General features: G+C 32.2%; 22 protein-coding genes. 11 read left to right on the forward strand and 11 right to left on the reverse strand.

Annotation, left to right across the window (positions count from 1 at the left end; genetic code table 11):
• Positions 1 to 92: 92 nt before the first annotated feature.
• Entirely contained in the window at positions 93 to 1,445 is a 1,353-nt protein-coding gene (locus JL193_RS12090) for a DEAD/DEAH box helicase (protein WP_207971040.1), read from the forward strand.
• Positions 1,446 to 1,453: 8 nt separating this feature from the next.
• On the forward strand, positions 1,454 to 1,819 hold the full coding sequence (locus JL193_RS12095; protein WP_207971041.1) for a DUF8840 domain-containing protein: 366 nt from the start codon (positions 1,454 to 1,456) through the stop codon (positions 1,817 to 1,819).
• 261 nt (positions 1,820 to 2,080) lie between these two features.
• On the opposite strand, the gene JL193_RS12100 is transcribed toward JL193_RS12095, so the two are convergent.
• The 7 genes from JL193_RS12100 to JL193_RS12130 form a co-directional block, all read right to left on the reverse strand.
• Positions 2,081 to 3,058 (reverse strand): alpha/beta fold hydrolase, encoded by a 978-nt coding sequence (locus JL193_RS12100; protein WP_207971042.1) that lies wholly within the window; start codon positions 3,056 to 3,058, stop codon positions 2,081 to 2,083.
• Positions 3,059 to 3,070: 12 nt separating this feature from the next.
• Entirely contained in the window at positions 3,071 to 3,478 is a 408-nt protein-coding gene (locus tag JL193_RS12105; protein ID WP_207971043.1) for a nuclear transport factor 2 family protein, read from the reverse strand.
• 51 nt (positions 3,479 to 3,529) lie between these two features.
• Positions 3,530 to 4,093, reverse strand: a complete 564-nt coding sequence (locus JL193_RS12110; protein WP_207971044.1) for a TetR/AcrR family transcriptional regulator — start codon at positions 4,091 to 4,093, stop codon at positions 3,530 to 3,532.
• Positions 4,094 to 4,447: 354 nt separating this feature from the next.
• Positions 4,448 to 5,458 (reverse strand): App1 family protein phosphatidate phosphatase, encoded by a 1,011-nt coding sequence (locus JL193_RS12115; RefSeq protein ID WP_207971045.1) that lies wholly within the window; start codon positions 5,456 to 5,458, stop codon positions 4,448 to 4,450.
• A gap of 238 nt (positions 5,459 to 5,696) precedes the next feature.
• A complete protein-coding gene (locus JL193_RS12120) occupies positions 5,697 to 8,111 on the reverse strand; it encodes a sodium-translocating pyrophosphatase (protein ID WP_207971046.1) in 2,415 nt (804 codons plus the stop codon).
• 120 nt (positions 8,112 to 8,231) lie between these two features.
• Entirely contained in the window at positions 8,232 to 8,759 is a 528-nt protein-coding gene (locus tag JL193_RS12125) for an inorganic diphosphatase (RefSeq protein WP_207971047.1), read from the reverse strand.
• A gap of 178 nt (positions 8,760 to 8,937) precedes the next feature.
• Positions 8,938 to 9,918, reverse strand: a complete 981-nt coding sequence (locus tag JL193_RS12130; RefSeq protein WP_207971048.1) for a pyruvate dehydrogenase complex E1 component subunit beta — start codon at positions 9,916 to 9,918, stop codon at positions 8,938 to 8,940.
• 218 nt (positions 9,919 to 10,136) lie between these two features.
• On the opposite strand from JL193_RS12130, the gene JL193_RS12135 reads away from it, so the two are divergent.
• The 5 genes from JL193_RS12135 (at position 10,137) to JL193_RS12155 (ending at position 15,344) form a co-directional block, all read left to right on the forward strand.
• Positions 10,137 to 10,883: an electron transfer flavoprotein subunit beta/FixA family protein gene (locus JL193_RS12135; RefSeq protein ID WP_207971049.1), complete on the forward strand. Its 747-nt coding sequence runs from the start codon at positions 10,137 to 10,139 to the stop codon at positions 10,881 to 10,883.
• 157 nt (positions 10,884 to 11,040) lie between these two features.
• Positions 11,041 to 12,003: an electron transfer flavoprotein subunit alpha/FixB family protein gene (locus tag JL193_RS12140; RefSeq protein WP_207971050.1), complete on the forward strand. Its 963-nt coding sequence runs from the start codon at positions 11,041 to 11,043 to the stop codon at positions 12,001 to 12,003.
• Between the two features lie 370 nt (positions 12,004 to 12,373).
• Positions 12,374 to 12,988, forward strand: coding sequence for a bifunctional nuclease family protein (locus JL193_RS12145; RefSeq protein WP_207971051.1), 615 nt, complete (start codon positions 12,374 to 12,376; stop codon positions 12,986 to 12,988).
• A gap of 12 nt (positions 12,989 to 13,000) precedes the next feature.
• Positions 13,001 to 14,428: a NupC/NupG family nucleoside CNT transporter gene (locus JL193_RS12150; protein WP_207971052.1), complete on the forward strand. Its 1,428-nt coding sequence runs from the start codon at positions 13,001 to 13,003 to the stop codon at positions 14,426 to 14,428.
• Positions 14,429 to 14,519: 91 nt separating this feature from the next.
• Complete coding sequence (locus JL193_RS12155; RefSeq protein WP_207971053.1) at positions 14,520 to 15,344, forward strand: thymidylate synthase; 825 nt, start codon at positions 14,520 to 14,522, stop codon at positions 15,342 to 15,344.
• A gap of 83 nt (positions 15,345 to 15,427) precedes the next feature.
• On the opposite strand, the gene JL193_RS12160 is transcribed toward JL193_RS12155, so the two are convergent.
• Complete coding sequence (locus tag JL193_RS12160; RefSeq protein WP_207971054.1) at positions 15,428 to 15,724, reverse strand: isoamylase early set domain-containing protein; 297 nt, start codon at positions 15,722 to 15,724, stop codon at positions 15,428 to 15,430.
• 303 nt (positions 15,725 to 16,027) lie between these two features.
• Between JL193_RS12160 and JL193_RS12165 the strand changes: the two genes are divergently transcribed.
• Complete coding sequence (locus JL193_RS12165) at positions 16,028 to 16,516, forward strand: dihydrofolate reductase (protein WP_207971055.1); 489 nt, start codon at positions 16,028 to 16,030, stop codon at positions 16,514 to 16,516.
• Positions 16,517 to 16,708: 192 nt separating this feature from the next.
• On the opposite strand, the gene JL193_RS12170 is transcribed toward JL193_RS12165, so the two are convergent.
• A complete protein-coding gene (locus tag JL193_RS12170) occupies positions 16,709 to 17,146 on the reverse strand; it encodes a DUF6146 family protein (RefSeq protein ID WP_207971056.1) in 438 nt (145 codons plus the stop codon).
• Between the two features lie 99 nt (positions 17,147 to 17,245).
• Here JL193_RS12170 and JL193_RS12175 point away from each other — a divergent pair, with 99 nt between their 5' ends.
• Positions 17,246 to 17,806, forward strand: coding sequence for a DNA-3-methyladenine glycosylase I (locus JL193_RS12175; RefSeq protein WP_207971057.1), 561 nt, complete (start codon positions 17,246 to 17,248; stop codon positions 17,804 to 17,806).
• An 82-nt stretch (positions 17,807 to 17,888) separates the two neighbouring features.
• Here JL193_RS12175 and JL193_RS12180 read toward each other — a convergent pair whose 3' ends face one another.
• Positions 17,889 to 18,053, reverse strand: coding sequence for a hypothetical protein (locus JL193_RS12180; RefSeq protein WP_243456751.1), 165 nt, complete (start codon positions 18,051 to 18,053; stop codon positions 17,889 to 17,891).
• Positions 18,054 to 18,217: 164 nt separating this feature from the next.
• On the opposite strand from JL193_RS12180, the gene JL193_RS12185 reads away from it, so the two are divergent.
• On the forward strand, positions 18,218 to 18,940 hold the full coding sequence (locus JL193_RS12185) for an SDR family NAD(P)-dependent oxidoreductase (protein ID WP_207971059.1): 723 nt from the start codon (positions 18,218 to 18,220) through the stop codon (positions 18,938 to 18,940).
• 47 nt (positions 18,941 to 18,987) lie between these two features.
• Positions 18,988 to 19,374: a pyrophosphohydrolase domain-containing protein gene (locus JL193_RS12190; protein WP_207971060.1), complete on the forward strand. Its 387-nt coding sequence runs from the start codon at positions 18,988 to 18,990 to the stop codon at positions 19,372 to 19,374.
• Between the two features lie 242 nt (positions 19,375 to 19,616).
• Here the strand turns inward: JL193_RS12190 and JL193_RS12195 are convergent, their stop codons facing one another.
• Positions 19,617 to 22,112 (reverse strand): zinc-dependent metalloprotease, encoded by a 2,496-nt coding sequence (locus tag JL193_RS12195; RefSeq protein WP_207971061.1) that lies wholly within the window; start codon positions 22,110 to 22,112, stop codon positions 19,617 to 19,619.
• Between the last annotated feature and the right edge of the window lie 302 nt (positions 22,113 to 22,414).

A 22,414-nucleotide genomic window follows, 5' to 3' on the forward strand; every position in this document is an offset into this window, starting at 1 on the left:
AGTATTCTTCTTTATTATCGTTATTTTCTGAATGCTAAACTTAGAAAGGTAAACTTGAAACTTTAACGTACCTTTGCACAAAATTTAGTATAATGATTTTCGAAGATTTAGACTTATCTAAACAACTCCATTACGCAATTGAAGATTTGGGTTTTAAGACACCAACCCCAATTCAAGAACAAGCATTTTCTGTAGTGAGATCGGGAAAAGATGTAGTAGGAATTGCGCAAACAGGTACAGGAAAAACCTTTGCATACATGCTGCCAATTCTTCGAGATTTAAAATTTTCGAAACAACAACACCCAAGAATTTTGGTTTTAGTGCCAACTCGCGAGTTGGTTTTGCAAGTGGTAGATGAAATTGAAAAATTAGCAAAATATATTAATGTTCGTGTTTTGGGGGTTTATGGAGGTACAAACATAAACACGCAAAAACAAGCCATTTTACAAGGGCAAGATATTATTGTAGCCACTCCAGGTCGTTTGTACGACTTAGGATTAAGCAATGCTTTAAAGTTAAAATCGATTCAGAAATTGGTTATTGATGAAGTAGATGTAATGTTAGATTTGGGTTTTCGTTTTCAACTGATGAATATTTTTGATATTCTTCCAGAAAGAAGACAAAACATTTTATTTTCTGCTACAATGACAGAAGATGTAGATCACTTAATATACGATTTCTTTAAAAATCCCGAGAAAATTTCGGTGGCAGTTAGTGGAACTCCATTAGATAATATCGAACAAGTTGCTTATAATGTTCCTAATTTTTTTACCAAAGTAAACTTATTACATCATCTTTTAAAAGACAAAGAAACCTACAACAAAGTGTTGATTTTTGTTGGATTTAAAAGAACTGCAGATTTGTTATTTAAACATTTAGAAGAGGTGTTTAATGATGAAATGTGTGTAATACATTCCAATAAAACACAAAATTACAGAGTACGTTCCATAAGACAGTTTGATGAAGGAAAAAACCGAATTTTATTAGCTACAGATGTAATGGCTCGTGGTTTAGATTTCGATAATGTTTCGCATGTAATTAATTTCGATACGCCAAATTTTCCTGAAAATTACATGCACAGAATTGGTAGAACAGGTCGTGCAGAAAAAGCAGGAAAAACGATGTTATTTTCTACGGAAAAAGAACAGGAAAGTAAAAAAGAAATAGAGAAATTAATGAATTACGAAATTCCTATTTTGGAACTTCCAGAAGAAGTTGAAATTTCGAAATTATTAACCGAAGATGAACGCCCAAGAGAAGATCAAGGAATTTCTAGAAACAGAACGGGTTTAGAATATGTTCCTGGGCCAGCTTTTCACGAAAAAAGTGAAAAGAATCGTAAAACCAACCAAGGTGGTTCTTACAGAAGAGAAATTGCGAAGAAATACAAGAAGCCAAAAACTCGTGGCGATAAAAATTACAACAAAAGAAACAAGAAAAAATAAAAACAGTAATGCAAGTTTTAACAGCCCAAGAATTGCACAATTTGGCAATGAATATCGTAGGAGAAAAGCTCGAAAAAATGGGTTACGAATTTCAAGCCATCAATAGTACTTTAAAAAGGCACCCACAATTTGTTTTGTTTAAAAAAGGCGAACCGACCATTTTTGTTTTGGTAAAGGCGACCAATAATATACAAAACCCTAGTGATTACGATGTTTTATGGATGGAAACCTTTAAAGAACATGCAAAAAAGCAAAACGCCAAAGTTTGGTTTGCAGGAGTAGGAATCGCAAATGCGGAAAGTGTAGAAGCCCCGGTTTTTAAAGACCAACCTTATTATGTAGCTTTCGAAGATTTTATTAAAATTTTAGAGTAGGGCTTTATGATTTATTTCTATTATTTAAAACCTAAGCTCGATATAAAAAGTGTCTTCTATAAAGTACATCATCGTTATTTTAAAATCAAATATTTGTTATTTCGATTACAGTTAAGAACAGTCGTATAAACTAGAATTTTAAATATTTGTATTTGATTTTAGGTAATGTCTTACATAACGAGTATTAGAAGGTAATTTACATCGAACTCAGGTTGGTTTCAAACAAGAAAAAGCATCAGTTTTTTGCTCTCAACTGGCTATTTATTTCAATGTTTTTTTCATAAACCTTCTTATTTTGGAAATAATTTTATCTCCATCTTCTTCTAAAGCAAAATGTCCTGTGTTGTAAATATTATAATCTATATTTTTTACGTCTTTTTTAAAGGCTTCTGCACCACTTTCAGGAAAAAAGGCATCATTTTTTCCCCAAACAATCAATAATGGTGGTTGATTAGCTCTTAAATACTGCTGCCATTTTGGGTATAATTTTAAATTATTTTGATAATCGTAAAACAAATCTAAGTTCATTTTGTGGGCATTTGGTCTAGACATTCTTAAATAATCTAAATGCCATGTGTCTGGATTTATATTTTCAGGATTTCTAGTGCCATGTGTATATTGCCACTTTAAACCTTCCAGAGAAAAAACCGGCAATAATGCATTTTCTGTTTTCTCATTTCTATTGGTCCAAAGGGCTTTAACTCCTTTCCAAGCCTCTCCAAGTCCTTCTTCATAAGCATTACCATTTTGATTAATTATTGCGGTTACTCTTTCTGGATGTGCAGTAGCTATTCTAAAACCAATGGGTGCGCCATAATCTTGAATCATTAATGCATACGAACGGATTCCTTTTAATTCTAAAAATGAATTAATAGTTTCAGCAATGTTATCAAATGTATATTCATACTCTTTTATCGAAGGAAAATCACTATTCCCAAATCCAGGATAGTCTGGCGCTATTAAATAAAATTCATCCGATAATTGATTTAATACTTTTCTATACTGATGTGAGGAAGATGGAAAACCATGCAGAAGTACTAATGTTGGATTTTTAGTATCTCCAGATTCTCTATAAGCAATGTTTACACCATCGACATATAATGTTTTATAATGTATTGGGTGTCTTTTCTTTTCGGTTTTTACTGTAGATATTTCTTTATTTTTTGTTGTATTTGATTTTTCTTGACAGGAAACGATTAGCATTAATAGCAATAGATAAATAAGGTTCAATTTCTTCATTATATTATGTGTTTAAAGTTTTCGTTCAGATTCTTTTATTTCTAAATCGTTTATACTTGCATAGCGTTTTTGCATTAATCCGTTTTCATCAAACTCCCAATTTTCATTGCCATAAGCCCTATACCATTTGTCTTCTTTATTTAGATATTCATATTCAAATCGAACAGCTATGCGATTATTTCTAAAGCTCCAGAGTTCCTTTTTAAGTTTATAGTTACGTTCGTTAATCCATTTGTTTTTTAAAAACTCTTGAACTTCTTTGCGCCCATTGATAAAAAGAGTTCTGTTACGCCACTCGGTATCTTCGGTATATGCCATAGACACTGTTACAGGGTCTTTGCTATTCCACGCGTCTTCTGCGATTTGAATTTTTTGTTTTGCCGTTTCTTCGTTAAAAGGAGGCAATGGATATTTTTTCATAATTAGTATATTTAATTACCGAACATTCGGTAAAATTAATTGAAAATTTTTTTATTCATGTAAATAATTATACTCAATATTTTGCAAAGTATTTTCGAAAACTGAAATGTCTCCTAAGCCTTTAGTTACAATTAAACTACCTTGTATGGCAATTAGTACTTGTAAAGCTTTTTGTTGAGCCTCTTTAGGACTGAGCTTTAATGCGATTCCCACTTCTTTAAAAGAAGAAAGCCATTCGTTCATTCCATTTTTTATTTGTTGGTCAAATAGGTCGAACCCAGCTTTCATAGAAAGCGCTCTAAAAATGCACGTTGCTTTTCCACCATTATATAAAGTCCGAATTGCTAACAATCCGTTTTTTAACCTCATTTTAGGTTCGACATTATTATCTAAGAGCGATTGAAACACATTGTCCTTAACCCAATTACTTAAATGATTTAAAACGGCATCAGCCATTTCTTGTTTTCCATTAGGGAATCTATGATATAGACTTGCTTTTTTTAAACCTGTTGCTTCCGATAATTCTTTTAGGCTAGCACCTTCATACCCTTTAGAACGAAAAACTTCAGTTAAACCTGTTAAGATTTCTATATCTAATATTTTTTGTGGTCTCATAGCACAAATGTAAGTAAAATAATTTAATTACCAAACGTTCGGTAAAATTGTTTGAAGTTGGTTTAAACTCTTGTTAACGATTTTTATACCGTTTATAATTTAAAATTACTGTAAACGTGAGTTCGATAATATTCATAATATCTATTTAAAAATCAGTATATTGTCATTTCGAACGAAACGCAGTGTAGTTGAGAAATCTTATCTTTAATCTAAGATTTCTCCATGAGGTCGAAATGACAGTTGTTTTTTTAAAAAAGATACATAACTATTTGATAAATAGTGTTTTTTAAATCGAACTCACGTTATAAGTAAAAAAAGCAGTACTTTTTAAAAGTAAGATTAAATGAAGAAAAGTCATCTCGTGTTTATAAAACCGTGTTTTTTCGCATGTTCAATGGCCTCTTCACTTGAATGAACGATTAAAATTGGGGTATCGAAATAATTTTTAATCAATTTTTTTATTCTTGCCATTTTTTTTACATGTTTTACACTTCGCAAATAAATGGCTTTGATTCTATTTGGATATAATTTTACAATTTCTATATAAATATCTGCATCATATTCGCCAGCATCTCCAATTAAAATAAAAGATAAGTTGGTATATGTTTTTAAAATATTTACAATTTCTTTTTGTTTTTGAGGTTTTGTTTTGGGTGTTTTTTTCTGAAATATATTTCCAAAGGTTCTTAGTAAAATAGCTCCTTTAGGAAAGTTGTTTTTCTTTAAAAAAACTTCTAAATATCGGTATAAATTCCAAGGACTATGACTTACGTAAAAAATTGGATTTGCGTTTTTACCAGTTTTTCCTAGGTGTAATAAATTATAAAAGTTTGCTGCACCTTCTAAGGCTTTTCTTTTGGATGGAGATTTAAAAAAAGTATTCACTAAAAGTCTCCATTTAAAAGTTGAAACGACTCCTGTATGTAAAATGGTATCATCAATATCGCTAATTACCCCAAAAGCTGCATTTTCAGCAGGAATTAGTAATTCTCCTGGAAACCTGTTTTTATTATTGATGGCTCTTCCTACATTTTCATTGCTGTAAGAAGCTTCAAAATGAAGCCAACCTTCCTCATTTGCTAAGTTAGAAAGATTTTCTATTTTTTTATCAACAATAAAATAACCAGCACTGTCTGTAACTGTATTTATTTTGAAATTATTGGGTAATGTAATCGTAATTGCTGTATTTTTAACTTCATCGCTTTCAAAACGTTTCCACGTGTTTATTAATAAACTGAAAAAATTTTCTTGGTCTAAATTTATTTTTTCGTCTTGTAACGCTCTTCCTCGAGTGTAAAAGTGTGAGTTGGTTCCATAACTCTGAAAAACAATAATTTGTAGTGGATCTCTACCAAAAATACCCATTTTTTTTTGTTTACAAGATATAAAAAGGCACAAAAAGAAGCTGTCTCGAAAGTATTAACATTTGTCATTTCGACTGTAATGGAGAAATCTTATTTACTGAATTTCAGTATTTTATATTTTTCGATAACTTCGTTAGCTACTCAATCAAAATATATTTTTGATTTTAGTAATGCTTAAAATAACAGTTAAATCTACTTTTGTGACAGCTTCTTAAGCTATTTTTAAAGAGTAGAAAAAATTATTGTTTGCTTTCAACAACAACTTCTACTTTTTTATTTTTTTGAACATTTACAGAAACAATTTTTCCGTTTTCTTTTGCTTTCTTTTCGATTTCTTCGATAGTTCCTTGGATTTCTTGCACCTCTGTAGTTGTTGTACCATCTACAGTTTTAGAGGTAGAAATTGTTGCCATTGCTAAATCTCCAGAAGTTTGTTTGATTTCAACTCGAACTTCATTTTCTATAATTACTGCTTCATCATTTGTATGGCCTCCTAAAATAGGTGCAATTACCAATCCGATTAAACAGGTAAGTTTAATTAAAATGTTCATAGATGGTCCAGAAGTATCTTTAAAAGGGTCTCCAACAGTATCTCCAGTGACTGCAGCTTTATGAGCTTCTGAGCCTTTATACGTCATTTTTCCGTCGATTTCTACACCTGCTTCAAAAGATTTTTTTGCGTTGTCCCAAGCTCCACCTGCGTTGTTTTGGAAAATTGCCCAAAGCACACCAGAAACTGTAACCCCAGCCATATAACCACCTAACATTTCTGCAATGGCTAATGTATCCATTCCAAAAGCTAATGGAGCAAAAGCGATAATTAATGGAAAACCAATAGTTAATAAACCTGGTAACATCATTTCTTTTAAAGAAGCTTTGGTAGAAATTGCCACACATTTATCGTATTCTGGTTTTCCAGTTCCTTCCATAATTCCAGGGATATCTCTAAACTGACGTCTTACTTCTTGTACCATTTCCATGGCAGCTTTTCCAACAGCATTCATTGCTAAAGCAGAAAATACAACAGGAACCATTCCACCAACAAAAAGCATGGCTAATACAGGTGCTTTAAAAATATTAATTCCGTCGATTCCAGTAAAAGTTACATAAGCAGCAAACAATGCTAACGATGTTAAAGCAGCAGAAGCAATTGCAAAACCTTTTCCTGTTGCAGCAGTTGTGTTACCTACTGAATCTAAAATATCTGTACGTTCTCTAACGATGGGTTCTTGTTCGCTCATTTCTGCGATACCACCAGCGTTGTCTGAAATTGGGCCAAACGCATCAATGGCCAATTGCATAGCAGTGGTTGCCATCATAGCAGAAGCTGCTAAAGCAACACCGTAAAAACCTGCAAAAGCATAAGAAGCCCAAATGGCACCAGCAAATAATAATATTGATGGAAATGTAGAAATCATACCTGTTGCCAAACCTGCAATAATATTTGTACCAGCTCCTGTAGAAGACTGTTGTACAATTTTTAAAATTGGTTTTTTACCTAATCCTGTATAATATTCAGTTACCGATGATATTACTGCTCCTACGATTAAACCTACTATGGTAGCTCCAAAAACTCTTAATGAAGAAATTTCTTGTAAACCTTCACCGAAAAACTCCATTTTCATCGTTTCTGGTAACATCCAAGTAACTAAACCGTAGCAAGAAAGTGCTACTAATATAATAGAAGTCCAGTTACCTTTATTTAAAGCGCCCATTACCTGAGATTCTTTGGCACTATTGTCTTTTATTTTAACCAACATGGTACCAATGATAGAAATGATAATTCCTGCACCAGCAATTGCCATGGGTAATAAGATTGGTCCAATTCCACCAAAAGCATCAGCAATGCTTCCTCCCATATCTTTAATCACATAATTACCTAAAACCATTGCGGCTAAAACCGTAGCTACGTAAGAGCCAAATAAATCGGCACCCATTCCAGCAACATCCCCCACATTGTCTCCTACATTATCTGCAATTGTTGCAGGGTTTCTTGGATCATCTTCAGGAATACCTGCTTCTACTTTACCTACTAAATCTGCTCCAACATCAGCAGCTTTTGTATAAATTCCACCACCAACTCTGGCAAATAATGCAATAGATTCTGCTCCTAAAGAAAAACCAGCTAGCGTTTCCAAAACAATAGTCATGTCCATTGTGTTTGTCCAAACTCCGCCCATAAAGAAATGAAAGAATGCGATAAAGAAAGCAGTTAAACCTAAAACGGCTAAACCAGCAACTCCAAGTCCCATTACAGTTCCACCGCCAAAAGATACTTTTAAAGCGTTTGGTAAACTTGTTTTTGCAGCTTGCGTAGTTCTAACATTTGTTTTGGTTGCAATCTTCATACCTATATTTCCTGCGAAAGCAGAAAAAATAGCTCCAAAAATAAAAGCAACAACAATTAAAAGGTGTGTTGTTGGTACAATAAAAGACACTGCTGCCAATGCTACACTTACAATTACTACAAAAATTGCTAGTAATTTGTATTCGGCACTTAAAAAAGCCAAGGCTCCTTCGTAAATGTAATCTGAAATTTCTTTCATTTTACCATCACCTGCATCTTGTTTCATTACCCAAGATTGTTTAATCCACATGTAGATTAAACCTAAAACTGCCATCGCAATTGGCATCCAAATCATCATTGATTCCATATATTATATTTAAATTGATTAGTTTAAAACGGCGGTAAAAGTAAGAAAATCAAAATGAAATAAAAAACCTCTTAAAATGTTTAATTTTAAGAGGTTTGTATTATTAGCGGTAATAATTTATTAAATTTTGAAACTACCTGTTTTTTTATGTTCGCTATTTTCGTATCTATCTACACAGTCGATATAAATTTGTTGCGCTTCTTCTGCATTTCCCCAGCCACCAACATCTACTTTTTTCTTTTCTAAATCTTTATATACTTTAAAAAAGTGTTCAATTTCTTTTAATCTGTGTGGATTTAAATCAGACAAGTCTTCTTTGTCATTCCAAATTGGATCCGAAACAGGTACGCAAATTACTTTTTCATCTGGTCCTTTTTCATCTGCCATATGAAAAACCCCAATAGGTTTTACTTCAACAACACACATTGGAAAGGTAGGTTCGTGCCCTAAAACTAAAACATCTAATGGATCTCCATCTAAAGCTAGAGTTTCTGGTACAAAACCATAATCTGCTGGGTACATCATCGAAGAGAATAGCATTCTATCGAAACGAATTTTATTCAAATCGAAATCATATTCGTATTTATTTCTACTTCCTTTAGGGATTTCTATTAAAACATCAAATGTTTTTCTGTTTTTATTTGCCATATTTTTATTTTTATCGGTTTGCAAAAATAGTGATTCTTAGTAGTTTTTTAGTGGATGAAAAATTTTTTTTGCAATGGATTTTGGTACTTAAAAAGATTTGTTAATGAGTTTTTAGACAAAAAAATCCTTTTTTTTACTAAAAAGGATTTTATATAATATTGTTTTTAAAGAAATGGTATTACTTTATGTAAAGTACTTCTTTTACAGCTTTTACAACATCGTTTGCATTCGGAATCCATTTTTCAAATAAAACGGACGAATAAGGTGCAGGAGTGTCTGCAGTTGTAATTCTTTTAATAGGAGCATCTAAATAATCGAATGCTTCGTCTTGTATTCTATAAGTAATTTCTGAAGCCACACTTGCAAATGGCCAAGCTTCTTCTAGAACTACCAATCTGTTTGTTTTCTTTACAGAATTTATAATTGCGTTATGATCCATTGGACGAACGGTTCTTAAATCGATAATTTCAACAGAAATATTTTCTTTTGCCAATTCTTCAGCAGCTTTGTAAGCTTCTTTAATTATTTTACCAAAAGATACAATGGTTACGTCAGTACCTTCTCTTTTAATTTCTGATACTCCAATAGGAATAATGTACTCTCCCTCAGGAATTTCCATTTTATCTCCATACATCTGTTCAGATTCCATAAAAATTACAGGATCGTCGTCGCGAATTGCAGCTTTTAATAAACCTTTTGCATCATAAGGATTCGAAGGAACAATTACTTTTAAACCAGGCGTATTGGCAAACCAGTTTTCGAAAGCTTGAGAGTGTGTGGCACCTAATTGACCAGCAGAAGCAGTTGGACCTCTAAAAACAATTGGGCAATTGAACTGCCCACCAGACATTTGTCTAATTTTAGCAGCATTATTTATAATTTGATCAATTCCTACTAACGAGAAGTTAAACGTCATATATTCTACAATAGGTCTGTTACCATTCATTGCAGAACCAATGGCAATACCAGCAAAACCTAACTCAGCAATAGGAGTATCAATTACTCTTTTTGGACCAAATTCATCTAACATTCCTTTGCTAGCTTTGTAAGCACCATTATATTCGGCAACTTCTTCACCCATTAAATAAATGCTTTCATCTCTGCGCATTTCTTCGCTCATTGCTTCGCAAATTGCTTCTCTGAATTGAACTGTCTTCATCTATGATAAATTAATTATTATTTTTTCACTTGCAAAAATAAGGAATTAATTGCCATTTTTTTAAACACAATTGTACAAAGTGAGAGAAATATTCTCTATTTATTTCGCAATCGTTTTCGAAAACTGTTAAATAAATAAAAAAATACTATGCATGCATAGTATTTTTAAAAAAAAAGCGTAATTTCGTAACCGATAATAAGATATAAAAACAAGAATTTATGAAAATATTGGTATGTATTAGTCATGTGCCTGATACGACTTCAAAAATTAATTTTACAAATAATAACGAAGATTTCGATACGAATGGTGTTCAGTTTGTAATTAATCCTTATGACGAGTTTTGTCTCACAAGAGCAATGTGGTTTAAAGAAAAACAAGGAGCAACAGTAACTGTAGTAAATGTAGGCGAAGCAAATACAGAGCCTACCTTAAGAAAGGCTTTGGCCATTGGTGCAGACGATGCGATTCGAGTAAATGTAAACCCTACTGATGGTTTTTTAGTAGCCAAAGAATTAACGGCCATTGTAAAAGACGGTGGTTATGATGTTGTTTTAGCAGGAAAAGAGTCTGCAGATTATAATGGCCAAATGGTGCCAGGAATGTTAGCTTCTTTAACGGATTTTAATTTTGTAAACGGTTGTGTTGGTTTAGAAATTGAAGGAAATCAAGTAACTGCAGTAAGAGAAATTGATGGAGGAAACGAAACACTTGCCACCAATTTACCAATTGTTATTGGAGGGCAAAAAGGCATTGTAGAAGAAAAAGATTTGCGTATCCCAAATATGCGTGGAATTATGATGGCACGTAAAAAGCCACTACAAGTAGTTGAACCAACAGGTTCAGAAGCGAAAACAGCAGCACAATCTTTCGAAAAACCAGCACCAAAAGGCGCTGTAAAATTAGTAGATGCCGATAATTTAGACGAGTTAATTAACTTACTTCATAACGAAGCGAAAGTGATTTAATTTTTCTCAAAAATTAAATCGTGCTAAACCCGTTTTAGCATCTAATTTTAAAGATGGAAAATTATAGTATTCCGAACGTATTTTCGGAACTTAAAAAACATCAGAAACAATAATAACAAGATCCTGTAACAAGTTCAGGATAAAAAATAAAAAATATATGTCAGTTTTAGTTTTTGCCGATTCAACAGACGGAAAATTTAAGAAAACGGCTTTCGAAGTAGTTTCTTATGGAAAAAAAGTAGCAGAACAATTAGGCAGTAACTTAGTTGTTTTAACAATAAATGCAAGCGATGCTTCGCAACTATACACCTATGGAGCAGAAAAAGTACTCAACATTACTAACGATAATTTAACAACATTTAATGCAAAAGGGTACGCTTTGGCAATAAAACAAGCAGCAGAAGCCACAGATGCAAACGTTGTAATTGTAGATTCTAGTACAGATGGTTTGTATGTAGGTCCATTAGTTGCAGTCGCTTTAGAAGCTGGTTATGCATCTAACGTAGTTGCAGCACCCTCAAGTACAGCACCATTTACAGTAAAAAGAAAAGCATTCTCTAATAAAGCGTTTGCAAATACTACAATTTCTACAGAAAATAAAGTAATAGGAGTTGCTAAAAACTCATTCGGAATTCACGAAAATCCAGTTTCTGGAACTTCAGAAAATTTTGAAGCACATATTTCGGATGCAGATCTAGGAGTAAAATCAGAAAAAATAGATAAAGTAACAGGCAAAGTAACCATTGCAGATGCAGATATTGTTGTTTCCGCAGGTAGAGGTTTAAAAGGCCCAGAAAACTGGGGAATGATTGAAGAATTAGCAGACGTTTTAGGCGCTGCAACTGCCTGCTCTAAACCAGTATCAGACTTAGGTTGGAGACCACATTCAGAACACGTTGGGCAAACAGGAAAACCAGTAGCCTCTAATTTGTACATCGCCATTGGAATTTCGGGTGCAATACAGCATTTGGCAGGAATAAACGCCTCTAAAGTAAAGGTGGTAATCAACACAGACCCAGAAGCACCATTTTTTAAAGCAGCAGATTATGGAGTTGTAGGAGACGCTTTTGAAGTAGTACCCAAATTAATCGAAAAATTAAAAGCTTTTAAAGCTTCGTAATTCGAAAATTATATTTTGGGCGTGCCCAAATCATTTTTTTAAATTTTAAAAAACGAATCAAAATATAAATTTGGTTCGTTTTTTTATTTGTACCATATCAAACTAAAAAAAGTACTACATCAGTAAAATTTAAAAAAAATAATTTCGTCAGGCTTTCGCCACTCGCTTTTACTTTTGTTTCATTTCAATCAACAAAAGAAAAGAGCTCAAACAATGGCTCAATCCTTCACGCGGGCCATTCGAATATTTAGAATCGTATTTTTCAGGAAATAAAACTTTTCAATATATAATTTTTAGTAAATTGTGCCCTTGAAAAAGCCAGATATAAAATCTGTTAACCGAAAGCTTTTTTATACTTGCAGAAAGATATATGAGTTTAATAAAACTAACCATAAAAGGAATTTCTTACAGTCAAACACAAAGTGGAGCATACGCTTTGGTATTGAGTGAAATGGAAGGAACAAGAACATTGCCAATAATAATTGGCGCATTCGAAGCACAATCTATTGCCATCGCATTAGAAAAAGAAATTCGACCACCCAGACCCTTAACACACGATTTATTTAAAACATTTTCAGATCGTTTTTCAATAACCATTAAAGAAGTAATTATCCATAAATTGGTAGATGGTGTTTTCTTTTCTAGCTTGGTTTGCGAAAGAGAAGGAGTAGAAGAAACAATAGACACAAGAACTTCAGATGCAATAGCAATTGCAGTTCGCTTTCAAGCACCAATTTACACCTATGAAAATATTTTAGATAAAGCAGGAATTTATTTAAAAATAGAAGAAGAATTGGCAATTAACGAAACCACAGATGTCGAAAAAACAACGATAGACGTCGAAGATTTCGATTCCAATACTGTAAAAAGCAACTTTTCCGATTTATCTGTTCCTGAATTAAATGAGCAGTTAAATAAAGCTGTAGAAGAAGAAAACTACGAATTAGCAGCTAAAATTAGAGATGAAATTAGCAAACGCTCCTAATCTAAAAACCGTATGAAAAAATTAGTAGTAGCCCTATTTTGTTTCTTATCTGTAAACATTTTTTCGCAAACAGCAGACCCACTTGCAAAAGGAATTATCGAGAGCGAAGGTTTTACCTTTGGAAGTCTTTGGAGAGGGGTTTTAGGAATGTTTGCTTTATTAATCGTTTCATTTTTATTTAGCGCAAACAAAAAGGCAATTGATTGGAAAAAAGTCGGAATCGGATTAGCGCTTCAATTAACAATTGCAATTGGAGTTTTAAAAGTAAAATTTATACAAATAATTTTCGATTTTGTTGGAAGCATATTTATCGAAATTCTAGAATATACAAAAGCTGGAAGCGAGTTTCTATTCGCAGGAATGGTGGGTGATATGAATACTTTCGGATACATTTTTGCTTTTCAGGTTTTACCAACAATTATTTTCTTTTCGGCATTAACCTCTTTATTATTTTATTTAGGCATTATTCAAAAAATCGTAAAAATTCTAGCAAGAGTATTGTCTAAATTTTTAGGCATTTCTGGTATGGAAAGTTTGTCTGTTGCAGGAAATATTTTTTTAGGACAAACCGAAGCACCACTTCTAATAAAAGCATATTTAGAAAAAATGAACAGATCTGAAATGCTTTTAGTAATGATTGGTGGAATGGCTACTGTTGCAGGAGCTGTTTTAGCAGCATACATTGGCTTTTTAGGTGGTGGAAACAAAGAGTTAGAACTTGTTTTTGCAAAGCATTTATTGGCAGCTTCTGTAATGGCAGCTCCAGGCGCGATTGTAATTTCTAAAATATTATATCCGCAAACCGAAGAAGTAAATACAGATGTAACCGTTTCTCAAGAAAAAATTGGTTCGAACGTTTTAGATGCCATTGCAAACGGAACAACAGAAGGTTTACGATTGGCAGTAAATGTTGGCGCAATGTTACTGGTTTTTGTTGCGGTTATTGCCATGATCAACGGAATTTTAGGAGGTATTGGAAACTTTAACGGAATCGAATATTTTAGTTGGAATTTTACTTCTTTAAATGAAATTATTGCCGCAAATTCATCTTATAAAACATTGTCTTTAGAGTTTATTTTAGGCTCTATTTTTGCGCCATTAATGTGGTTAATTGGTGTAAACTCTGCCGATATTACAATGATGGGGCAATTGTTAGGCATTAAATTAGCCGCCAGTGAATTTGTTGGGTACATTCAATTAGCAGAACTAAAGAACGTTGCAAATGCAGTGCATTTAAATTACGAGAAATCTGTAATTATGGCGACTTATATGTTGTGTGGTTTTGCCAATTTTGCTTCTATTGGAATTCAAATAGGAGGCATTGGTTCTTTGGCTCCAGGACAACGTAAAACATTATCAGAATTTGGAATAAAAGCCTTAATTGGTGGAACCATTGCGTCTTTAATGTCTGCTACAATTGCAGGAATGATTATAGGGTAAAAAAAGTGTAATTGTTTAAGCAGCGTTTAATGGTTTAAACGACGAGACATTTACATACACAATTCAACAATTACACAGTTACACAAAGAAAATGAAACAATACCACGATTTAGTAAAACATGTTTTAGAGAACGGAAATGAAAAAGGAGATAGAACAGGAACAGGAACAAAAAGTGTTTTTGGGCATCAAATGCGTTTCGATTTAAGTGAAGGTTTTCCAATGGTTACTACCAAAAAATTACATTTAAAATCGATTGTTTACGAATTGCTTTGGTTTATAAAAGGAGATACCAATATTAAATATTTACAAGAAAATGGCGTGCGTATTTGGAACGAATGGGCAGACGAAAATGGCGATTTAGGTCCTGTTTACGGCCATCAATGGCGCAATTGGAATAGCGATGATATCGATCAATTAAAAGAAGTGATATCAACCTTAAAAAAGAACCCGAATTCGAGAAGAATGTTGGTTTCTGCTTGGAACCCTTCAGTTTTACCAGATACTTCTGTATCTTTTTCAGAAAATGTAAAAAACGGAAAAGCTGCATTACCTCCTTGCCATGCATTTTTTCAATTTTATGTAGCAGATGGTAAATTATCTTGCCAACTATACCAAAGAAGTGCAGATATTTTTTTAGGAGTGCCTTTTAATATCGCAAGTTATGCGTTACTTACTATGATAATTGCGCAAGTTTGTGGTTATGAAGCAGGAGAATTTATCCATACTTTTGGAGACGCTCATATTTATAACAACCACATAGAGCAGCTAGAGTTGCAGTTGTCTAGAGAAATTAGACCCTTGCCGAAAATGAAAATCAACCCAAAGATAACCAGTATTTTCGATTTCAATTTCGAAGATTTCGAACTAATAGATTATAATCCACACCCTCATATCAAAGGAAAAGTGGCGATATAATTGCTTAAATAAAATATAAAAAAGAGTTCTCAATTGAAAAAAATAGGCGAGAACTCTTTTTTTACTTTTTTTAGAGTAATTTGTTATAATTTTATAACACTGTTTTCAGTACCAGCATAATCGTTCCAAGCAAAAGCATCTGCTTCTTGTTCGTTAACGTATTTGCCATCTACTAAATATCTAAACTCGTAAGAATTGTCCGATTCCAAATCAACAGTTCCTTTAAAAGAACCATTTTTTAATTTTTTTAATGGAGTAGCAGCTGCGTTCCATTCGTTAAAACTACCAACTACTGCTACATTATTAGCATCTTCAGCTGGTACCGTAAAAGTTACTTTACAAACTGGTTTGCTTTTTAAAAATTGTTTTTTAATTGCCATAATATTTTGTTTTCAAAATTTTCGGTAAATTTATAGAACAATTATTAACTTTTCAAACAATATACTGCTGAAAAAGAAAGAATTATCGTTTTAATAATATGAAACGTTATAATAAAGTTTATTGAAAAAAAATAATGGAAATAATTACTGTATGTTTAAAAATAGTGAACATTCTTTTTGTCTGATTTTCAGGTAATTTGCTTCGAAAACGGTTTCGTAAATCGGTCGTATCGAACGAAAACTCTTAAAAAACGCTAAATCTCACATCATTTCTTTTATTTTTGTTAAAAATGGATTCACTTTATGATTACAATTATAGCTGCCATCGCTAAAAATAATGCCTTAGGAAAAAACAACGATTTAATTTGGCATTTGCCTGCAGATTTAAAAAGATTTAAAAAAGTAACTACTGGGCACCATATTTTAATGGGTAGAAATACTTTCGAATCTATTGGAAAACCACTACCCAATCGAACTACAATTATTATTACAAGAAATAATAATTATTTTAAAGATGGCTGTCTTATTGCCAATAGTATTGAAAATGCCATTGATTTGGCAAAAGAAGATGCCGAAATTTATATTATTGGAGGTGCACAAATTTACAAAGAAGCAATGGCAAATAACTTGGCTGACCAATTAGATATTACTTTGGTGCATCACGAATTTGAAGCGGATGTTTATTTTCCGGAAATAAATCCTAAAATTTGGAAAGAAGTTTCGAGAGAAGATTTTAAAGCAGACGAAAAAAACAAATATGATTATAGCTTTGTAAGCTATCGAAAAAAATAAAAATATAATTTTAAATATTGTTTAGAATTTTAATTTTTTAAATAGTTCTCGATACAATTTTTTGTTCCTCAACACCACTCGAACGAACCTTTTTAGGTTATAAGTGAAGCAGCGAAATACTTTTTTGGCTTTGTCTCGAAGATAGTTGGTTTCAAGAAATTCTTTATTTTAAAATACACGACAAGGTTTTAGTTAATTAATCCTATTAGACCGAAAACCACCACCTAAACTCATTTTATATTTTCTTTGTGCAAATAAAAAATAGTTAAAGAGTTTGTAATTTACTTCGTAACCATAATCTATATTTGGTTGATAATCGATTACATTTTCGTAAATATTATTGTTAAATTGTGTTGGATTTTGAGCTCTAATATTCCACGTATTTACCCAAACTCTATTTCTTGCTTCTAAATATTCTTGAGAATAAAAACCTTCTGGTTGTGCAATAGAGTATAAAAACGCAGTAAAACCAGGGTCTATAATTATAATTTCGTATTCTAGACTATCATTAGCAATAACAACGGGTTGTTCTTTTTCTTCTGTATTTTGGTTTTTTATTGGTGAAGCACCACAGGCCCAAAAAAAGATAGAAATTGTAGTAAACAATAAAATGTATTTTAAAACTTTCATAATCAAGATGTTTAACATTCGTAAAGTTGCAAAAATTATTCCAAAATGCATTGATTTTTAATTCATTTAACACTAATTTTCGCTTTTAAAATAACAAGGATGAAAAAAAGATGTTTTTGGGTTACAGATAGCAAATTATATAAAGATTACCATGATAAAGAATGGGGAACACCTGTTTTTGATGATGCAACTTTATTTGAGTTTTTAATCTTAGAGACTTTTCAAGCGGGTTTAAGTTGGATTACCATTTTAAACAAAAGAGAAAATTTTAGAAAAGCGTTTGATAATTTCGACTACAAAAAAATTGCAAAATATCCAGAAAGTAAATACCAATCTCTTCTACAAGATGCAGGAATCATTAGAAATAAATTAAAAATAAGAAGCGCAATTACAAATGCAAAACTGTTTATAGAGGTCCAAAAAGAGTTTGGCTCTTTTTCTAAATTTATTTGGAGTTATGTAGATGGAAACCCCATTGTAAATACATTTCATAAAAGAGAAGAAGTTCCTGCAACTACACCATTGTCTGATAAAATTTCGAAAGACTTAAAAAAAAGAGGTTTTAAATTTGTTGGTTCTACAGTTATCTATGCATACATGCAAGCAGTTGGAATGGTAAACGATCACACAACAGATTGTTTTAAATATCCTAAATGTTAAAAATGAACCATATTTCAAAAGCCTATTTGCAAGAAATTATTTTAATATTTAATTCAATATAAAAAATAAGTTTCTACAAGAATTAATTTCCAGCTAAAAAACGAATCGCCACAAAAATGGCTATGATTAAGCTCCCATAAATAAGTACTTTTTTACCAGCATTTTTATAATAACGTTCGTGATTTTTAATATCTTTTCTGTAGCTATAAATCATTAAAGCGACAAATGCTAAAATGAAAAAAATCATAAAAATAATTCTACCCGATGTAAAATATGCACTTAAAAACATAACTTAATTCTTTATATCTTCTTGATTAATAGATGTACTTCTATCTTCATTTTTCATAAAGTTTCTATATATTGTCTTTCTAAAAATCAGTAAAATTTCGATTTTACAAAATTACAAATTAAATGAAGAACGCCATTGTTTTTGGAGCAACTTCTGGAATAGGAAAAACATTAACTCAGCTTTTGGTAAAAGATGGTTATAGAGTGGCCATTACAGGAAGAAGATTAGAGAAATTGATGGAGCTAAAAAATCAATTTCCTGATAAAATTTTGGTAAAACAAAACGATATTCAAGAAGTAGATACTGTAGAAAAGGTTTTTAACGAAATTGTTGCCGAATTTAAAACCATAGATTTGGTGGTGCAGTCTTCTGGAGTGGCATACATAAACCCAAAATTAGAATGGACCATGGAAGCACAAAGCATTAATACCAATGTTTTGGGTGTTACAAAATTGTATGTTTTGGCGTACAATTTATTTAGAAAACAACAATTTGGGCATTTGGTCGGAATTTCTTCCATAGCTTCTATAAGAGGAAATCGTTCTGCACCAGTTTATTTTGCCTCCAAAGCTTATCAAAAAGCTTATTTAGAAAGTTTGTATATTAAAACAAAAACCATAAAATCTAACAAAGTTTTTATTACAGACATTAGACCTGGTTTTGTAGATACAGCCATGGCTTTAGGCGAAAACCTTTTTTGGTTGGTTCCGTTAGAAAAAGCAAGCAACCAAATTTATAAGGCTATTCAAAAGAAAAAGCGAGTTGCTTACGTTTCTAAACGTTGGAGATTGGTGGCTTGGGTGTTAAAAGTTGCGCCTGCTTGGTTGTTAAAGAAAATGTTGTAATATCGAATAAAAATTTACTAAATAAAAAACTCACAATAAGATATAAAATGAAGAAAAGAATCGCGTCCGTAACTGAATTTCACACTGCTTTTAATTTGAATATGAATAGCAAACCCATAGCAAATATTGGCGAAGATAGAAATAAGTTGCGCTATCATTTAATGAAAGAAGAAAACGAAGAATATTTAGAAGCCGCCCAAAATAACGATTTAGTAGAAGTTGCAGATGCCTTAGGAGATATGTTGTATATTTTATGTGGTACCATTATAGAACATGGAATGCAAGATAAAATTGAAGAAGTTTTTAATGAAATACAACGAAGTAACATGAGTAAATTAGGCGAAGATGGCAAGCCGATTTACAGAGAGGATGGTAAAGTTTTAAAAGGTCCAAATTACTTTAAACCAAATATTAAAGAGATTTTAGAGCGGTAGAATTTAGAGTTTCGTTGCCATATTTGGGTATGAAAAGTTGCGATTTTGTTTATGAAAAATTTCCGAAGGAAATTAAGCTGTAGGCAAAAATGCAATTGCTTTTGTTTTGGTTAAACTCGCATTATGCATTAGGAATAAACAAATGGTATAAAATCAAAACAATATAAAACCAAAAAAGGCAGTGATATAATCACTACCTTTTAGATTTTGTAACGCAGTTTTAAAACGCTAACTACAAAAATTTATTTAGGATTTAAAATTGTTTTAATTCTATCGACAACATCTTGTAAGTGGTATCGAGTAAGCGTGTTGCCTCTGTTAGAAGCCGCTTTAGCATCTCTTTGTAAACGTTTTAATTCTCCTCTAACAACAGGTCTTACATCAGATTGATTGATTGTAATTCCGCTTATTTTAAAATATCCACGATTTATACCTCTTTGGTTTTTTGCTTCATTTAATAAATAGTTTAACCTATCTAAATGTGCTCTTTGTAAATTTCTTCTGTAGGTATCTATAGAGCGTCCAGAGTAAATTTCACTCCAAACTCCTTTACGAAGATCACTCATCATATTTACCAAAGTATATGCCTTAGACGAACCATTTAAAGTTTCGTTTTCAATCATTCTAGCCATTCTTCCTGCATCTAAAATATTGTTTAGAGTTCTTGCTTGCAAACTTCTAACTCTTTCTACAGAACCAGAAAATTCAGTTTTACTAAAAATATTTTCATCTAGCATCCATTCTGGAGTTTTAAACAATTCGTTAATAACAAATTGTAAAGCTTCTTTTTGTTTTGCTTTAGGAACATGAGTATAAACAGCTCCTTCTTGATTCGAAGTTTTGTAATACTCGTAAACACCGCCAATATTGGCAGAAACATGTCCCATGTATCTACTAAATTGACCTAATAGTTGTCCGTACATTGTAGATAACTCTTCGTAATTTTCTCCCTTTTCAGAGGTCCATTCTTCTAATTTTGGTAAAATTCTTTTCAAGTTTTTAATTCCATACATAGAAGCTTTTACAGCATCGTCTCCTAAATCTTCTGTTTGAGAACTTGGATCGACAACGCCAGTTGCTTGCTGGTGCCCAAATCGATACATTGGATCTCCAGCATGCTTTAAAATCCAACTATCTAAAATTTCTTTTTCCTCTTCAGCAGATTTATTTAAAATTGGTTTGTAACCCCAAGCAATTGCGTACTTATCGTAAACACCAATGTTTGGCATTAAAGCAACACCCTTATCTTCTGGTTGAGCTATGTAATTAAAACGAGCATAATCCATAATAGATGGTGCAGTACCATATTTTTGAGTAAAAGTTGCAGAACGTAAAGAATCTACAGGATATGCAACAGAACTACCCATATTGTGTGGCAAGCCTAATGTGTGGCCAACTTCATGAGCAGAAACAAAACGAATTAAACGTCCCATAACTTCTGTTTTAAACTCCTTATTTCTTGCATCTGGATTAATTGCAGCAGTTTGAATAAAGAACCAGTTGTGTAATAAAGACATTACGTTGTGATACCAGTTAATATCTGATTCTAAGATTTCTCCAGAACGTGGGTCACTAACATGCGGTCCGTTTGCATTTGGAATAGGTGAGGCTAAATAACGCACCACAGAATAACGTACGTCTTCTGGAGACCAATCTGGGTCTTCTTCTTTACTTGGAGGATCTTTAGCAATAATTGCATTTTTAAATCCTGCTGCTTCAAATGCAACTTGCCAATCGTTAATTCCTTGTTTAATATAAGGCACCCATTCTTTTGGGGTTGCTCTATCTACATAATAAACAATCTGTTTTTTAGGTTCTACTAATTCGCCTCTTTTAAATTTCTCAATATCTTCATCTTTTACTTCTAATCTCCATCGATCTAAAAAAGTAACAGATTTACTTTTTTGAGCCTTTAAACCATAATCTATTTGTCCGCGAGTAAACCAGCCAACTCGTTCGTCGAAATAACGACGTTTCATTGGAACTTTTGGTAGTAAAACCATAGAGTTGCTCATTTCTAATGTAATAGAGCCCAAAGCTGCGTTTGAAGGTGGTTTATTTGCAAAGTAAGTTTTTACGTGTCTTATTTCGATGTTTCTTGGGTAACTACTAACTCTTTCTATATAAGACCTAGAATTGTCTAAACGGCTAACCTGCATGCTTTTTCTTAAAGTTCCAGGAAGGCCTAGGGGTTTAATGTCTGAAGTAAAAAGTTTTGTTGCGTCTATAACTGTTGCTGTAGAATCTTTACTAAACGCTTTGATAGGAAAAGAAAATAAAATTGGCTCGAAGTTCGAGTTTACAACGGCTTCATGTACAGGTAAAATAGTATCTGCAACAACGTTATGGGAAACAATTCTTAATAAAATATTTTTATTTTTTTTCTCCCAACGTAACACTTGTGTATTTGTTTTTCCACCACCAAAACCAATTCCATTGGCAGTTTTTGCGATTCTTGTAACCATTAACATTTCTCTTCTTAAGAGAGAATCTGGGATTTCAAATAAATAAGTTTGGTCTTTGGTGTGTACTTTAAACAAACCATCGTCTGTTTTGTGCTCTTTTGTAACCACTTTTCCATAGGGCTGAATATCGCCTTTTTTAGGTTTTGGCTTCGGTTTTTGAGCTGTTTTTGGAGCGTCTTTTTTTTTCTTCTTCCAAAATTGAGCATTCGTTTCAGTAGAAAAACCGAAAACAAAAAGAACCAGAAGAAAAGGGGTTAGTATTTTTTTTATCATAATAAAATTGGTTAAAGTTATAGTTTTCGAAGTTACACAAACCCTTATTTACGCTGTCTTAAATTTTTGTTAAAGACAATTGGCGAATTATGTTAAATTTTAAGCATAAAAAAGAAGCTGTCTCGAAAGTATTAAAATTGGTTATTTCGACTGTAATGGAGAAATCTTATTTATTGAATTTCAATATTTTAGATTTTTCGATAACTTCGTTAACTACTTTCAATCAAAATATATTTTGATTTTAGTAATGCTCAAAAAGACAGTTAAATTTACTTTTGTGACAGCCTTCTTATTGTATTTTA

Source organism: Polaribacter batillariae (assembly GCF_017498485.1).
In the GTDB taxonomy this organism is placed as follows: Bacteria; Bacteroidota; Bacteroidia; order Flavobacteriales; family Flavobacteriaceae; genus Polaribacter; species Polaribacter batillariae.

Bases quoted from the DNA above. Each gene is read 5' to 3' on its own strand.
- JL193_RS12190 (WP_207971060.1), top strand. From the start codon at position 18,988: ATGAAGAAAAGAATCGCGTCCGTAACTGAATTTCACACTGCTTTTAAT.
- JL193_RS12195 (WP_207971061.1), bottom strand. From the start codon at position 22,112: ATGATAAAAAAAATACTAACCCCTTTTCTTCTGGTTCTTTTTGTTTTC.
- JL193_RS12125 (WP_207971047.1), bottom strand. From the start codon at position 8,759: ATGGCAAATAAAAACAGAAAAACATTTGATGTTTTAATAGAAATCCCT.
- JL193_RS12185 (WP_207971059.1), top strand. From the start codon at position 18,218: ATGAAGAACGCCATTGTTTTTGGAGCAACTTCTGGAATAGGAAAAACA.
- JL193_RS12170 (WP_207971056.1), bottom strand. From the start codon at position 17,146: ATGAAAGTTTTAAAATACATTTTATTGTTTACTACAATTTCTATCTTT.
- JL193_RS12175 (WP_207971057.1), top strand. From the start codon at position 17,246: ATGAAAAAAAGATGTTTTTGGGTTACAGATAGCAAATTATATAAAGAT.
- JL193_RS12120 (WP_207971046.1), bottom strand. From the start codon at position 8,111: ATGGAATCAATGATGATTTGGATGCCAATTGCGATGGCAGTTTTAGGT.
- JL193_RS12160 (WP_207971054.1), bottom strand. From the start codon at position 15,724: ATGGCAATTAAAAAACAATTTTTAAAAAGCAAACCAGTTTGTAAAGTA.
- JL193_RS12155 (WP_207971053.1), top strand. From the start codon at position 14,520: ATGAAACAATACCACGATTTAGTAAAACATGTTTTAGAGAACGGAAAT.
- JL193_RS12100 (WP_207971042.1), bottom strand. From the start codon at position 3,058: ATGAAGAAATTGAACCTTATTTATCTATTGCTATTAATGCTAATCGTT.
- JL193_RS12150 (WP_207971052.1), top strand. From the start codon at position 13,001: ATGAAAAAATTAGTAGTAGCCCTATTTTGTTTCTTATCTGTAAACATT.
- JL193_RS12095 (WP_207971041.1), top strand. From the start codon at position 1,454: ATGCAAGTTTTAACAGCCCAAGAATTGCACAATTTGGCAATGAATATC.
- JL193_RS12180 (WP_243456751.1), bottom strand. From the start codon at position 18,053: ATGATTTTTTTCATTTTAGCATTTGTCGCTTTAATGATTTATAGCTAC.
- JL193_RS12135 (WP_207971049.1), top strand. From the start codon at position 10,137: ATGAAAATATTGGTATGTATTAGTCATGTGCCTGATACGACTTCAAAA.
- JL193_RS12165 (WP_207971055.1), top strand. From the start codon at position 16,028: ATGATTACAATTATAGCTGCCATCGCTAAAAATAATGCCTTAGGAAAA.
- JL193_RS12110 (WP_207971044.1), bottom strand. From the start codon at position 4,093: ATGAGACCACAAAAAATATTAGATATAGAAATCTTAACAGGTTTAACT.
- JL193_RS12115 (WP_207971045.1), bottom strand. From the start codon at position 5,458: ATGGGTATTTTTGGTAGAGATCCACTACAAATTATTGTTTTTCAGAGT.
- JL193_RS12140 (WP_207971050.1), top strand. From the start codon at position 11,041: ATGTCAGTTTTAGTTTTTGCCGATTCAACAGACGGAAAATTTAAGAAA.
- JL193_RS12130 (WP_207971048.1), bottom strand. From the start codon at position 9,918: ATGAAGACAGTTCAATTCAGAGAAGCAATTTGCGAAGCAATGAGCGAA.
- JL193_RS12105 (WP_207971043.1), bottom strand. From the start codon at position 3,478: ATGAAAAAATATCCATTGCCTCCTTTTAACGAAGAAACGGCAAAACAA.
- JL193_RS12145 (WP_207971051.1), top strand. From the start codon at position 12,374: ATGAGTTTAATAAAACTAACCATAAAAGGAATTTCTTACAGTCAAACA.
- JL193_RS12090 (WP_207971040.1), top strand. From the start codon at position 93: ATGATTTTCGAAGATTTAGACTTATCTAAACAACTCCATTACGCAATT.